The organism is Bradyrhizobium symbiodeficiens (assembly GCF_002266465.3).
GTDB lineage: Bacteria > Pseudomonadota > Alphaproteobacteria > Rhizobiales > Xanthobacteraceae > Bradyrhizobium > Bradyrhizobium symbiodeficiens.
The window spans coordinates 1,630,925-1,645,896 of the sequence record NZ_CP029427.2 but is presented as its reverse complement, the minus strand read 5'-3'; the positions used below and the strand labels follow the sequence as shown (position 1 = coordinate 1,645,896).

General features: G+C 60.0%; 9 protein-coding genes. 3 read left to right on the top strand and 6 right to left on the bottom strand.

The window, feature by feature from the left end:
- Nucleotides 1-17: 17 nt before the first annotated feature.
- The 3 genes from CIT39_RS07745 (at nt 18) to CIT39_RS07735 (ending at nt 7,556) form a co-directional block, all read left to right on the top strand.
- Entirely contained in the window at nt 18-1,220 is a 1,203-nt protein-coding gene (locus CIT39_RS07745) for a glycosyltransferase family 4 protein (RefSeq protein ID WP_094973812.1), read from the top strand.
- A gap of 448 nt (nt 1,221-1,668) precedes the next feature.
- Nucleotides 1,669-5,949: an RHS repeat protein gene (locus CIT39_RS07740; protein WP_244607536.1), complete on the top strand. Its 4,281-nt coding sequence runs from the start codon at nt 1,669-1,671 to the stop codon at nt 5,947-5,949.
- A 224-nt stretch (nt 5,950-6,173) separates the two neighbouring features.
- Nucleotides 6,174-7,556: a polysaccharide biosynthesis protein gene (locus CIT39_RS07735; RefSeq protein ID WP_094973810.1), complete on the top strand. Its 1,383-nt coding sequence runs from the start codon at nt 6,174-6,176 to the stop codon at nt 7,554-7,556.
- A gap of 111 nt (nt 7,557-7,667) precedes the next feature.
- Here the strand turns inward: CIT39_RS07735 and CIT39_RS07730 are convergent, their stop codons facing one another.
- From CIT39_RS07730 to CIT39_RS07705, 6 genes are all read right to left on the bottom strand, one after another.
- On the bottom strand, nt 7,668-9,137 hold the full coding sequence (locus CIT39_RS07730; protein ID WP_162308397.1) for a lipopolysaccharide biosynthesis protein: 1,470 nt from the start codon (nt 9,135-9,137) through the stop codon (nt 7,668-7,670).
- The gene (locus CIT39_RS07725; protein ID WP_094973808.1) at nt 9,137-10,153 is read right to left on the bottom strand and encodes a glycosyltransferase family 2 protein; all 1,017 of its coding nucleotides are present in this window, start codon (nt 10,151-10,153) and stop codon (nt 9,137-9,139) included. Before CIT39_RS07725 ends, CIT39_RS07730 begins: the two co-directional genes overlap by 1 nt.
- On the bottom strand, nt 10,150-11,346 hold the full coding sequence (locus CIT39_RS07720; RefSeq protein ID WP_094973807.1) for a glycosyltransferase family 4 protein: 1,197 nt from the start codon (nt 11,344-11,346) through the stop codon (nt 10,150-10,152). Before CIT39_RS07720 ends, CIT39_RS07725 begins: the two co-directional genes overlap by 4 nt.
- A 54-nt stretch (nt 11,347-11,400) precedes the next feature.
- Nucleotides 11,401-12,477 carry an acyltransferase family protein gene (locus tag CIT39_RS07715; RefSeq protein ID WP_094973806.1) on the bottom strand — a complete coding sequence of 359 codons (1,077 nt, stop codon included), beginning with the start codon at nt 12,475-12,477 and terminating at the stop codon, nt 11,401-11,403.
- On the bottom strand, nt 12,474-13,574 hold the full coding sequence (locus tag CIT39_RS07710; RefSeq protein WP_109853888.1) for an acyltransferase family protein: 1,101 nt from the start codon (nt 13,572-13,574) through the stop codon (nt 12,474-12,476). The genes CIT39_RS07715 and CIT39_RS07710 overlap by 4 nt, the downstream gene beginning before the upstream one ends.
- Nucleotides 13,575-13,677: 103 nt before the next feature.
- Nucleotides 13,678-14,937 (bottom strand): acyltransferase family protein, encoded by a 1,260-nt coding sequence (locus CIT39_RS07705; protein ID WP_094973791.1) that lies wholly within the window; start codon nt 14,935-14,937, stop codon nt 13,678-13,680.
- Nucleotides 14,938-14,972: the final 35 nt, after the last annotated feature.

The window sequence follows — 14,972 nt, the reverse complement described above, 5'->3', positions numbered from 1 at the left end:
ATTGAGACACATTCTTAATGAAGGTCCTCGTCACCTCATCGCTGTATCCGACGCCGGGGGCGCCGAAAGTCGTCGGCGGCGCCGAAATATTCGTCCGGCGATTGGTCGAGAGTCTCGTCGCGCGTGGTGACACGATCCAGGTGGTTCGCGCCGCCTCCGTGCCGGACCAGAAGGCCGAGCGATACAACGACGTCGAAGTCTACTCTGCGCAAAGCAGGAATATTTATCTGCCATTTACCGAACAGCGCAGCGCCCCTGCACGCGGCATCTGGCACGCCATCGAAGACTGGCAGCGAACGGCTGATGTCGTCGGCGCGCGCATCGATGCCTTCAAGCCGGACTTGCTGCATTCCAACAACCTGTCGGGCCTGACGACGGCAGTCTGGAAGGCGGCGCACGACCGGCGCATTCCGATCGTCCACACCCTGCACGACTATTATCTGACCTGCCCGAGGTGCTCGCGCTTCTCCAATGGCCGGGCATGCAATCACACATGCTTCAGCTGCAAATTGTTAACGATCAGCCGCCGCAGCGCGACCGGCCAATTGAGCGCCGTCATCGGCGTGAGCCAGCGGATCCTCGACATCCACACCGAGCTCGGGCTGTTCTCGAACACGACGCGGAAGGTCATTCGGCATGCATCGTCACTCCAGCCGATTGTCCCGTCCGCCACTCCCCCCTCGAATACTTTGCGGTTGGGATTCATCGGCAGGTTGACCGAGGAAAAAGGTATCTACAATCTGGTCAAGGCCGTAGGCCTGCTGCCGCCCAGCTCAGTCCGGCTCGTCATCGCCGGACATGCCAGCGACGAATTGAAGCAGGAGCTTCAAAATCTGGCGCCGCGCGTAACGCTCGAATTCCTCGGCTTCATTGCACCGGAGAAATTCTACGGGCAGATCGACGTCGTCGTCATTCCGCCAATCTGGGAGGAGCCGGGCCCGATCGTGGTTGCCGACGCGCGAGCCGCCGGCAAGCCGTTCCTTGGGACGAGGTTTGGCGGCATTCCCGAAGCCGTCGCACGCGGCGCGAAGGGTTGGCTCACGGAACCGGATCCGGAGTCCCTTGCCGCCAGCATCCGGCAACTCCTGTCGAAGCCGGACGAAATCGCAGCGATGGTTAAGCAACTGTCGCTACAAACAAATCAATATACCTTCGCGAGTGTCGTCGAAGAGTACCGCACCCTGTTCGAAAACGTCGTCGGCAGCCGCCCATCGACATGACAGGCGATTGACGATCGCTTGTCGATCGTCGATCGGGTTCGCGAAGTGCGTGACGCTGGTTTGCAACCCGCTAATTTTTTCATGCAAAACGTTCGGAACGTCCCGTAGTTTTCCCGGGTGCATCGCGTAGTTTGCCTACGCCGCATGCAGCCTGCACAACAAACGTTACAGGGAACAGCACCGCGCCTCCGTGGTGACATCGTTCACGCACACGGCTGACATCGATAGCGGTTAATCACTCTCTCAAACGAGTCGACGAAATGCATCGCGCACTGACTCCGCGATGTGTCGACTTTTATCTGAATAAAACACCTGAAACACAAACGTCGGGGCTACTGCTCGACGGCAATTGAACTCACATGCAGAGCATCACATGACCACGTCTTCTGTCGATCAGACCCTTCATTCAGCGAGTTCCTTCACTGGATCCATCGGCGTCAACACACACGTGGCGTATTCATGGGGAGGTTACAACAACCTCGCGCTCGTCGAGGACGATCTCAAATATCTCGGCGTCACCAAGTTGCGCGACGGGCTCGCGACATCGCCCCAAAGCCAACCCGTTATGCAGGGCCTCGCGGCTGACGGCTACAAGTTCGATTTTATCGTGTCCTCGAATTTGCCGGCGGCGGGCTCCGCCGGCCTCGCCCAGTATCTCGCCCAACTCGACAGCTTCGTGAAAGCTCATCCTGGAAGCCTGATCGCGGTCGAAGGCCTGAACGAGGCCAACACGCAGGCGTTCTCGTACAACGGAAGCACCGACGTCTCGGCGGCGGCGAAGTTTCAGATGGCGCTCTACACGGCGATCAAGGGCGACGCAACGCTGTCGGGCGTGTCGGTCTACAATCTCTCGCTCGGCTATACCGATACTAATGACTACGCCAAGCTCGGCAACCTGAACTCCTACACCGACTACGCGAACTCGCACGCCTATGCTGGAACCTACACCACCGCGGCCGCCGCCCTCGCGACCTATCTCAGCGAAGCCGGCTCGGTCGCCTCGGGAAAGCCGATCGTCATCACGGAGACCGGCTACAGCACGATAAAGAGCGCCCCCTACCTCGGCGTCGACCAGACGGTTCAGGCCAAGTCGATCCTCAACACTCTGGTCGATGCCTTCAAAGACGGCGTCAGCACCACTTATATTTATGAGCTGCTCGATCACGACACGAGCGCTGCCAAGAACGATCCCGGTCAGAACATGGGGCTGTTCAATGCCGACGGCACACCAAAACTGGCTGCAACCGCGATCCACAACCTGACCTCCATCCTCGCCGACGACGGCACCGGCGGTCATACGCCGACCGCTCAGCTCGGCTACTCGCTGTCGGGACTGCCTGCCTCCGGCAACAGCTTGGTGCTGACCAAGAGTAATGGCGCCTATGATCTCGTGGTCTGGGCCGAGCCGAAGATCTGGGACGACGCGACGGACAGCGAGATTTCAGTCTCCACCCAGCCGGTCACCGTGAATCTCGGCGGCATTCATCATTCGGTCGTCGTCTACGACCCGATGAGCGGCACCTCGCCGATCGCGACTTACACCGACGTCAGCCAGATCGTGCTCCCGCTCAGCGATCACCCGCTGATCATCGAGATCGATGCTCCGGCCCGGTCGGGATCGACTCCCGAAGCTCTGGTCAATGTCTCCAATACGGCGGCCGACGTCGTCGCGGAGTTGTCGGACCTGAACGCCTCGACGACGCTGCAGATGATCACGCTGACGGACACGCATGTCCTTCCCGTCGCGTCCGAAGCGACGATGAGCTATATCATCTCTCACTACGGGAAGGCCCTCGCGGCAATCCAGGGCGGTTATTCGTTCTCCGTCACGACGTCGAGCAGCACCTGGACCCTCACCAAGGTCTTCAATTCTTCCGGCACCCTGACCTCGGCCACGACGACCAATTTCAGCAACGGCGTCGCCACCAGCAAAGTCACGGTCAATGCGGACGGTTCGACCGACAGCTTCAACTACAAGGCTGGCGTCGTCACGCAGGAGGTCATCGTCAAGGCCGACGGCTCCAAGGAGACGAAGACATTCGGCACCGGCGGGGTGACGAACGACACAATCCAGCACAAGGACGGTTCCTCGTCGACCACACTGTACACAGCTGGAGCAAAGACCGCTTCCTACGTCAACAACAAGGACGGAAGCCACGACAACACCTTCTACGGAATCACGGGTAAGTCCTACGTCACCGAGACGCTGCATGTCGACGCGACCGGAAAGGTGACTTCCGACATCCGCAAGCATGCCGACGGAACGCTCGACTACAGCCAAGTGATCAACAGCGACGGCAGCAAGATCACGACTTTCTACGACTCCGTCGGCCGCAAGACCGCTCTGGTCAGCGCCACCTCGGCAGCCACCACGACCGACAGTTTCGACACGTCGGGCAGGCTCGTGAAGGAAGTCGTGCAGAAGGCCGACGGCACGGTGACGACGACGAACTATAGTGGAGCCGTGCCGACATCGGTCTATATCGCGAATGCCGACGGCTCGAAGGAAACCAGGCTGTATGATGCCAGCGGCCGCATGACCAACGACACCGTGGTTTCGAAAGACGGATCCTCCTCGACCACGACCTACGTCGTGGGCGTCAAATCGGCGCACTACGTCAACAACAAGGATGGGAGCCACGACAACACGTTCTACAACATCACCGGCAAGACCTACGTCACCCAGACGCTGCACGTCGACCCAACCGGAAAGGTCTCGTCCGATGTCCGCAAGCACGCCGACGGCACGCTCGACTACAGCCAGGTGATCAACAGCGACGGAAGCAAGCTCACGACCTTCTACGATTCCGTCGGCCGCAAGACCAATCTGATCACCGTTACCTCGACGGCCACGACGACCGACACATTCGACACTGCGGGCAAGCTGGTGAAAGAGATCGTCCAAAAGCCCGACGGCTCCGCGACGACGACGAATTACAACGGCTCGCTCATGACAGCGGCGTACATCATCAACGCCAACGGATCGAAAGAGACCAAGCTCTACGACGCCGCCGGCAAGCTTGCCAACGATACCGTCTATAACACCGACGGATCGACCTCGACGACCTTGTATTCTGCCAGCGTGAAGACCGTCCTCTATGTCAACAACATCGACGGCACCCGCGACAACACCTACTACAACATCACCGGAAAATCCTACGTCACCGAGACACTCCATGTCGACGCATCAGGCAAGGTGACGATCGACACCCGCAAGCACGCAGACGGTACGCTCGACTATACCCAGGTGGTCAACAGCGACGGAAGCAAGGTCACCACGCTGTACGACTCTGCGGGCCGCAAGGTCAGCGTCACCGCGTCGACGTCGACGACCACGACGGTCGACACATTCGACACCTCCGGCAACCTCGTGAAGGACGTCGTACAGAAAACCGATGGGTCGATGACGACCACCAGCTACAACGGATTACTGCTTGCGTCCGTCTACATCGTCAATGCTAACGGTTCGAAAGAGACCAAGCTTTACGACAGCGGCGGCAAGCTCGCGACCGACGCCCTGGTCAACACCGACGGCTCGTTGTCGACCACGTCGTACACCGCCGGCGTCAAGACGGCCCTCTACGTCACCAATGCCGACGGCAGCCACGACAACACGTTCTATAGCATCGCCGGAAAATCCTACATCACCGAAGCACAACACAGCACCGCTTCCGGCGCGGTCACGCTGATCACCCGGATGCACGCCGATGGCACGCTGGATTACAAGCAGGTGATCAACAGCGATGGAAGCAAGGTCACCGACGTTTACGACAGTACCGGCCACAAGCTGAGCGAAGTGCGGTCCCACGCGGACGGATCGAGTTTGACCGACCTCTACAACACGTCCGGGGCTCTCACGCAGGAGGTCAACAAGGCGGCAAACGGCGACACGACGACGACCAACTACTCGGGCGGCAACCCGTCGTCGATGTACATCACCCACGTGGACGGCTGGAAGGAGACGAAACTGTTCGATTCCAGTGGCGCGCTCACCAACGATACCGTCTACAACACCGACGGTTCGACCTCGACGACAGTGTACACGGCCGGCGTCAAGACCGCGAACTACGCCACCAACTCCGACGGCACGCACGACAATTCGTTCTTTAATATCACCGGCAAGAGTTTCGTCACCGAATACCAGCACACAAACTCGGCCGGAACGGTGCTCTCGGACATCAGGCTACATGCCGACGGCACCTTCGACTACACCCAGATCACGAGCAGCGATGGCACCAAGACCACCGACGTCTACAACAGCACGGGCGTGAAGACGTCCGAGGTCATCAAATATGCTGATGGCAGTTCCGACCTGTTCAACTGGGCCGTCGCCGGCAGGCCGGGAGCAATCGAGCACGACAGCCGCGACGCCAGCAACACCCTGCTCAAGATCGACATGCAGAATGCCGACGGAACACACAGTGTGACGGCCGTCACCGCCGGCCAGACGCTGCAGGGTTCGGCCAACAACGATCTGTTCATGGTCTCGCCGGGATCCACCACCATTTTCTACGACCATGGCAAGGACACGATCGCGGGATTTCACGTCGGGACGGCTGCCAACCATGACGTGATCGAAATCTCCAAATCGCTGGTCGCGGACTACAGCCATCTCCAGATGACGCAAAGTGGCTCCAGTACGGTCATTCAGATCTCGGCGACCGATTCAATCGTCCTGCAAAACGTCAACCTGCAGACCCTCGACCACGGCAACTTCCTCTTCGTTTGAGGCGCCGGCGTCCAGGGCGACCAGTACAAGTGAGCCATTGCGGCGAGTTTGCCGCCCTGGCTTCCTGTTGGCACCGGACCGGATCACGCCGACATTGATTGCTGTCGCGCGCCATGTTTTAAGGGGGGCCATAGCAGCCCGTACAAGTGCAATTGTGCGCCAATCGCGCCACCAGCGGACAGGCGGCCGGGCCGTCCCGAGAAAAGCCGGAAGCCGTCAGACCCATGGTTCGACTTCTCGCTCTCTCCAGCTATTTCTATCAAAGCTTCGCCGCGATTCTGCTGATCTTCGCGCTCGGCTACCTGCTCGATCCCGCGCAATACACGACATACTCCCTGATGACTGCCACCAGCCAATTCGCTGCGGTGGTCGCATTCGAATGGATCCAGCTCGCAGGCCAGCGCTTTCTGTCCTCGAGCAGCGGCAACGAGGCGCTTCGGTTGCGCTCGTCCCTGTTCAGCGCGGTTGCGCTCAGCGCGATCGTGCTGGCTATCATCGCGAGCCTTGTCGCGGTCGCCCGGACACAATCGGCGGGCTTGATTGGGCTCGGCCTCGCCGTCACGGTCGTTCAGGGGGCAACGGACTTCCACTACATGACGATCCGTGTCTCCGGCCGGCTGGCACCTGCTTCGGCCCTGATGATCTGCCGGGCCACGCTTCTACTACTGGGCGCGGTCGTCGGCGCGAAATGGTACGGGACCGCGGAATCGGCGTTACTCGGTCTCCTTGCAGGCCACGTCCTCGGACTGGCCGCCGGTTCGATCGTCGACCGCAAGCTGCCGGGCTGGTCTCCGCGGCAGACGACGCGCTCGGACCTGTCGGGATTCGCCCGTTATGGAATGCTCGCCTCAGGAGCGTCCATCGTCCATCTCTCGGCCCCGATTCTGATCCGCTTCCTGATCATCGGCCGTTTCGGCGTCGCTTCCAGCTCCAGCGCCGGCTTCTCGATGGCACTCGATCTCCTGCAACGGCCGTTCTCCGTGCTGCTATCAGCCATCCACACCATCAGCTATCCCGATGTCGTCGCGCGGTTCGACAACGATACAAGGGCGGCCGCGCAGGAGGCAGCGACAGACCTGTTCGACCTCGCGATTTGTTCGACGGCGGTCATGCTGGGAGGATTGATCGCGTTCATACCGGACGCTGCCAGGCTGTTCGTGCCGCCCGCGCTGGCGCCGAGCTTCATCGCGGTGACGCCGAGTGTCGCGATTTTCTATTTCCTGCATACGCATTTGCAGGCCACGCTGGCGCTCGTCCCTCACCTGGAAAAGGCGGCAATGCGGCTCATTGTTGTCGCAGGCTGCCAGCTCGCGCTCATCGCGACGTTCATCCTCGTCGACGGAGCGGCCGGCCTCGGCACAACGGCGACTCTTTTGAGCGCGGGACTTGCCACCGGGCTGGTGATTGGCTTCGCAAGCGGCCCCACGGTCCGTTTCGGCGCCTATCCAAGGCCCGGACTCGCGCTGTCGGCAATCGTCGGCGCGACATTCATCGCAGCCCTCGTCCTGCTGCCGTCGGAGCCGCTACCGTGGCTGTTGGCAAAAGCAGCAGCAGCCGCATTCGTCACCGTCGCAATTGCTTGGGCCGGCAATCTTCTGAAACTCTAAAGCGCGATGAGATTAGGATGAATCGTCATCGCACATTAGTTTATTGTTTGAGCATGACCTTTTCGGAAAACCGCTGCTCACTTTTCCGGATCATGCTTTAAGCCAGCCCGATCAGGAGGCCGGCTCAGGCCGACGCCCGCGCGTCGATATAGCGGCCCGCACGGTTCGCCACAGGGTCTGATCCAGCGCAAGAATGGCCGGCGCGTAAATCGTGAATCCGAGCACACTCATGATCGCCAGGATCGCGATTGGATGCAGCGACATCAGATGGGGCCGCAGCAGCGCGAGCGCTCCCGCCATGATGATCGCTGCTGCGGCCGGATACATCACTGCGGCCAAGGTTCGCCAGAAGGGAACCCCTGTCCAAACCTGTACCGCGAACAGGATTACCGGAGTTGCAAGCAGCATCCTGACAACGTTGCCGGCGGCAGCTCCTTCGACGCCGTATTGCGCGGCGATCACGCCCACGGTCACGCTCAGCGCAAATTCGAACAGATTGATCAGCAGGACTTCCCACATCCGGCCAATGGCCATCAATATGTTCGTCTTGTACCAGATGAGCGGGACAAAGAGCGCAATCTGGGTTAGGATCTGCATGGGCAGGATGCTGGCCTGCCACTTTGCACCGAACATGAGGGTCAGCAGTTCCGGTGCGACGAGCGCGGCACCGACAAACAACGGGTAGAGGAAAGCGGCCGTCATGTGAACGAGCTGGAGATAGGCATCGATCAAGGCCGGGCGATCATTCTGCAAGCGTGAGAGCGATGTGAGCGTGACCGTCGTCACGGGCCGGATCGAGAGCTCGAGCAGAAGATCGATGCCGCGCCACGCAATCCGCAAGTAGCCGAGTCCCTGGGCGCCTACAAAATAGCCGACGATCAGGTCCAGGACCCGCTGGTTTCCCGAGCCGAGCAACGAGGACAGCGCCACTGCAATTCCGCCCTTCAATTGGGCAATTGCAATTCGTGGATTGAATCTCAGCGACGGCCACCAACGCGTGGCCACAATCATCGCGGCGGTGAACCAGACGTAGTAGATGAGACGCTGCGCCACGAGGCTGAAAACCCCGAAGCCCGTGAACGCCATCACCATTGCAACGACACCACTGACGATCGTGGCCGAAACGTTGCGTGCCGCCAGCGCACGGAAGCCGAATTCGCGGCGAAGTTTCGCCTCATACACCGTGCCTGCAGCAAACAGGAGCGACATCGGGGCCAGCCACTGCATCACCGGCTTCAGCTCCGCCACGCCAAAAAGGTGGGCTAGATTTTGTGCCGTCACGAACATGATGACTGTCAGAAGCAGACCGAACCCGAAGCTGCTCCAGAACGCCGTATCGACTTCCTCGTCCGACATGTCGGCGCGCTGGATCAGGACTTCGGTCAGGCCGGCTCGTCCAATCAGGTTCGAAATATCGATGAATGCCGTAGCGATGCCAACGACACCGAACGCTTCCGGTCCCAGCAAGCGCGCGAGGATCATGAAGAGGACGAACTGGAATAGCGTCTGCCCTCCGGATCCGATGACCATCCAGAGCACGCCGACGCCAGTTCGCTTAATCAGACCGGATTTTTCAGTCATCAGGCCTTGCCGCCCAGCTTTGCAAGCCAGTCTTTTCTGCGCCGCAGCAGGAGGTGCACGGAAAACGCCCATGCCGGCCGGGTCTTCGCCAGCTCCAGCAGCGCAATCACGACCTGCCTCTGATGGACCAGGTCTCGCGCGCGCTCATGCGCGTTCAGTCCGATCGCCTGGGCACGCCGCTCGCGCAACAGCCGCCTGTGGACCGGCGACAGGCGCTGCGCGTGTCGCGAGAACAGCAGATCGACCCCCGTCACGACTTGCATACGGTTGACCTTTGTCCGCGTCAGCGCCGACTGCCGCTTCGAAATCTTGCCCATGCGCTGCGTGTAGACGTAGCCGGGCTCGGACGTGAGCCCGGCCCGTCCGCCGGCGAGCAGGCACTCCGAATAGAAGAAGAAGTCCTCGCTGTCGCGAAGGCTCTCCGGATAGGCGAGCTTGTGCTCGGCGATGAACGATCGTCTGAACACGAATTTGAGCAGCGCATACTGGAACACGTCGCGCCCGCTGAAATCATGCAGTGGCGGGCGGAACATCGATGCGCGAAGAAAGCCGGCGAGGTCGATGCGGTTGAACCCGGGAGCGAGCCGCTGATCGCCAAATTCGACATCGGCCTCGCTGTCGTAATACGTGATGTCGTCAGCGATCATGTCGAGAGATTCGGTCTCGGCCAGCTTGGTCAGCCTCTCGAGGCGATCCGGCTTGTAGGCGTCGTCCGCGTCCAGGATCGCCAGCCAGGTTCCTCGCGCCTCGGTGAATCCCCGGTTGCGGGCTCTTGATGGCCCGCCGTTTTTTTCCTGGCTGACCAGACGGATGCGACCATCCTTCGCTGCAAGACCGGAGACAACGGCAACCGTGTCGTCCGTCGAGCAATCGTTGACGACGATGATCTCGAAATCCTGTTCGGTCTGCGCCTGAACCGAGGCGATCGCGCGCCCGATGCTGCGGGCAGCGTTGTAGGCCGGAATGACGACCGATACGCGGGGGCCTTGCGGGGCCGGTGTGGATTGCGACGTCATGATTCTCCTGCAACGATCTCGGCGCGCGAAGGGGCGCGATGCGCGGCCTGTTCCGGCTGATATGTCAGTTCGGCGCAGCGCTGCCAGGAGAACGTCTGCGCCCAGGTCCTGGCGGCCGAACCGAATCTCGCCACATCGTCCTGCCTGCTCAGGAGTTCCACGAGCAGGTTGGCCAGTTTATCCGGCGAGCGGTCTTTCAAGAGAACGCCCGTCTCTCCGTCGAGGACCACCTCGGGCACGCCACCATTCGGCGCGGCGACACTCGGAAGCGACTGCGCCGCCGCTTCAAGGTAGGCCAGCCCAAAACCCTCCACCTTCTCCGGATTTGGTTCGGCGAGCATGCAGAACAGCCAGGCCGCGGCATAGAAGTTTCGAACGTCGTCATTCGAGACTGCGCCCGCGAACACGACGGGCACTCCGCTTGCCTCCGCGAGCCCCTTCAGCTCGTCCTGATAGGCCGGATCCAGCGCCTTGCCGACGATGACATAGCCGAGTTGATCCTTGGCATGCTGAGGCAACAGAGCGAGCGCCTCGAGCAAATAACGATGCCCCTTGCGGATATCGAGCCGCGCCACGGTCAGCAGCAATTTCCGGTTCTTCGGCACGCCATGCCGTTCCAAAGTTTCAGACGCGCCGACAGGTGGGTTGAACCAGAACGGATCGACGCCGAGCAGTGTGACAGCCGTCCGGCGCGGCGACGCCAGATAAGGGTGATATTTCAGAACGAGGTCTTCGGTGAACCGGCTGTTGGCCACGACATAGTCGGCGCCTCGCAAATAGGACCGGCCGAACAGAAATCCGGCCACGCGCGACTTCGCCAGAAGGAAGACGTCGGTGCCGTGCATCATGGCGACGATGCGCCGGCGTATGAATGGCCGCATCCAGGGGATCAGCATCACGAACGGCCAGTCCGCGGCATGGATGATATCGAACGTCCATGGTTTGGCACGGAGCAGAGCGAGCAGCAGGCGCGGCAGGGCCCGGGTCGCGTAGACGCCGCCGGCGAAGCGACGCACGGTGAAGGTAAAGAGCCAGTCCTCCTCCGCATTGTCCTTGCCGAAGTCCGGCGCCAGTATCTCCACGGTATGACCCTGCGCGACGGCAGCCTTTGCCGTTTCCACACAATAGGTACCGACACCGCCGCGGAACGGCGGAAATTCGTGGGTCAGGACAAGAATACGCAAATCATGCATCCTTCGACCGGATACCAAACCACTGTTGCAGGCATCTGACTGGCGTGGCTTCGATTAGGCACCCTGTTGAACTTTCGTCTGCTCGACGTCCCATCGCTTGCTCAGGAACCGATCGACGGCGCGGCGAAGGCGGACCTCGATGATCTCGTAGCTCAGCGTAGACGCGATCACGGTCAGAGTGAGACCCAATACACCGAACCCGCCCCACACCAGCCAGAGATTCACGCCGCTTTCCGCGAGCTTTCGGCCGACGATCTGCAAGGGGAAGAGCACGAAGGGATGCACGAGATACATGCTGTAGCTGATCTTGCCAACGAACTGCAGGACATGTGCACTCAGCAAATGCGCAAATCCCGACTCCGACGTCAGGACCACCGCGAAGAGCAGAAATCCCGGGATGAGCGCGACCCACACGCTGACATATTCCATCAGGCCGAACATGAGCGCAAAGCAAGAAATCGCCACGATCAATCCCAGCCAGCCCTTCACCGGCAGCCGGAACGACATGAGGCCGAACAGGATGCCGATGCCGAAGAAGGCGGTATTCGGGCGGTAGGCCACGGCGACCAGCGCGACCAGGCCGAGCGCGACGATCGCCCACCTGTTCTGCGCACGGCAGGCGACAAAGATTGCGGCAAACCAGATGTAGAAGGCCCATTCGTAGGACAGCGTCCAGGCATTCTGCTGGGCAATCGGAAGTCCGAGCGCGTCAGGAAGGAAAAACAGATTGACGAGGAACAGCTCGACATAGGTTCCGACGTCGATTCCCTTGAAGAACTTGTAAGCGGCGATCGGACCGAGCGTGAATACGATCATGTGGAGCACGACGAAGACCGGAACGATACGCAGGCAGCGGTCGTACATGAACGTCGACACCCTGCCGTGCCGGACCAAGCTCGCCGGAATCAGAAAGCCGCTGATCATGAAGAACAGTTCGACGCCATGACCGCCGGTGTCGAACACCTTGTAAAGCCAGCCCGGCAGCGTTGGCAGAAATCCGGCACGCATCGGCATCGCATAGAGATGCGCAACGACCACCGTCAGCGCCGCCAGACCGCGTAGGCCTTGAATCGACGGGAAAAAGCTCGCCCGCGGCGCACCTGAAGCATTGGGCCTCGCTGCCTCGGTCATGCCACGCCCTGCTCCGGCACCGGCATGGCCTCAGCGCCCGTGCTCCGTCGCGAGCGATACGTTCTGCCAAAAGCCACGGCGGGTTTCTCGACGGCGCAATAACTGGCCCAGGAAATCAAAACCGTCACCGAAAACACACCGGCCGCGAAGGACATCCATTGCGGCAGACTGCTCCCGGCACCGAAGTAGTGCACCGCCACCGCCAGCACGTAAACCTGCATCAGGTACACCGAGTAGCTGATCGTACCGATGAAGGTGAGACCACGCCATGCGAGCCGGTCGCCGTAGCACGCGAAAGTTACGAACGTGAATCCGGCCACGACATAGGCCGAGGCGATCGAATAGCTGAAGAAAAAGTTACCCTGATAGTCCCCGCCATACAAGCGCTTGAAAATCACCATGGCGAACCCGCTGTAGAGGCCGAGACACAACGCCACGTGCCACCATCGCAGCTTCCGCCCCATCACCGTGTCGCGGGTGATCTTCCCGATCAGCATCGCATCGAGATTGAGTACGACCTCCAGCAGACGGGATACGATCCGCTGCTCGAACAGAATCGGCAGAACGATGCCGGCACACGAGATCGCGATGACGATGGCGAACACGGCCGCACTCCGGCGGAGCAGACCCGTGACGAATAGCACAACGCAACCGATGTAGAAGATCAATTCGATCGCAAGCGTCCAATGCGCCACCACCATATTGGGCAGCCCGACCACGTTCTGGAACATCGTCAGATTGACCAGCACTTGCCAGACCGGGAAGACCTTGGCCTCCGCGGCCGGCAAGATCGCGAGCGCCAGAATGATAGCCAGCCAGTACATCGGATAGAGCCGAAAGAAGCGGCTCACGGCGAAGTCGCGGACCGGCGCGGCACTGTCGGGAAAGCTGTAAGGAACCACAAAGCCGCTGACGAAGAAGAACAACACGACGCCAAAACGGCCGAAATTGAAGTAGTACCCGATCAAGCCATGCAGCATGCCCTCGGCCGCGCCGGTCTGCCCCGTGAGCACAATCTGCTCCAACACGTGCTGAAGCAGCACGCAGAGAACGGCAATACCGCGCAACGTGTCTATGAACACAAGGCGCTTGTGCATGGACTCTGTTCCAAGCGAGCTCAACAATGGGTCCGATCGCAAGATGACAAGCTCTCCCGTGTCTTCTCCGACCATCATTCCCTGATGAATGGCGATACGTCAGTCACGACTGCTGGTATTTCGGGCGACCGGAGAAACGGAAGAACATCACCCTGAAACCGACGACGACGAGCGCGCAGACGGCGACCCAGGGCAACATTGATCGAAGACGCACACCGGTCTCGAACAACCCGCTGGTCACGAAGAGAAGCACTCCGTACATCGCCAACAAAACGAACGGCACTGCCATCTGTAGGAATGTCAAATCCGTCGAGGCGACCGGCAATTTGTACAAGCTCTTTCTCCACGACAGCGCCGGCTTCTCGATGAACCACCACGATAGCGCCGCTACTAGGCACGTCACGGGTAAACAAAAGAGGATATTCCAATAGAATTCGCGATGCCCGGTGAAGAAGTGCGAGTAGGTTTGCTGGATCGGATATGCGTACAGATAGATTCCATAAGAATAGTCGCCGGTCGAGAACGGCTTCGGCACGCCGATCGGAACGCATCCGACAAAAACAATGACGTAGGCCAAGCACAGCAGGGAGAGATAGATCAGCACCGGTGTCTTGATGAAAAGAAACCCAACTACGATACCGACAGTAAACACGTCCCATCGGAAAGGAATGTACTCACTCCAAAGATAGATCAGATTTCCAAAAGCGAATGAGATCAGAAGAAAACGCGCGAATACAACGCCCGTGTCGGCCCGATCAACGCCACTTTGTGCGTCCGCGGCGAGGCATACGACGAGAAGAACAATTGCGGAAATCGTGACGCCGGTTCGCTTGAGGCGCAGAGCCATCAGCAAACCAAGGTACACGTAGCACATCAATTCCGGAGCGATCGTCCAAAGCGACAGGTTGACCCTGTCCGGGTCGGGATTGTCGGCAAACACGCCCGGCAACGTGTAGTTCACGAATCCGAACAGGCTTCCGAAATATCTGAAAAATTTCGGGTCACTGTAGTAGCTCGCCAGCGGCACCGTCGTGAGCAAAGTGCCGAGTATGAAGGCGGAGATCAGGATTTCGACCGAGAGCGCCGGAACAATTCTAAGAGCGCGCAGGCCAAGGAAGCCTCGAAGATTGTTCGCTCTTTCAAAACTGCCCATCACCAGGAACCCGCTCAACGCAAAGAACATGGGCATCAAGGCGCTCAAAGGCGCGGAGAAGAAGCCATTCCAGATATTCGTTTCCGCCGCGTGACCATATGACGTCACCACGCTGTGCCAACAAAGGATAGAAATCGAAAGAATCAGACGCGCCGCGTCAAACCCGGGACCATGGCCTCTGTAACGGTCAAGCTGCTCGCGCAATGTCATCCGTTTGCATCCCTCGGCACTGGCGCCTATTCCAT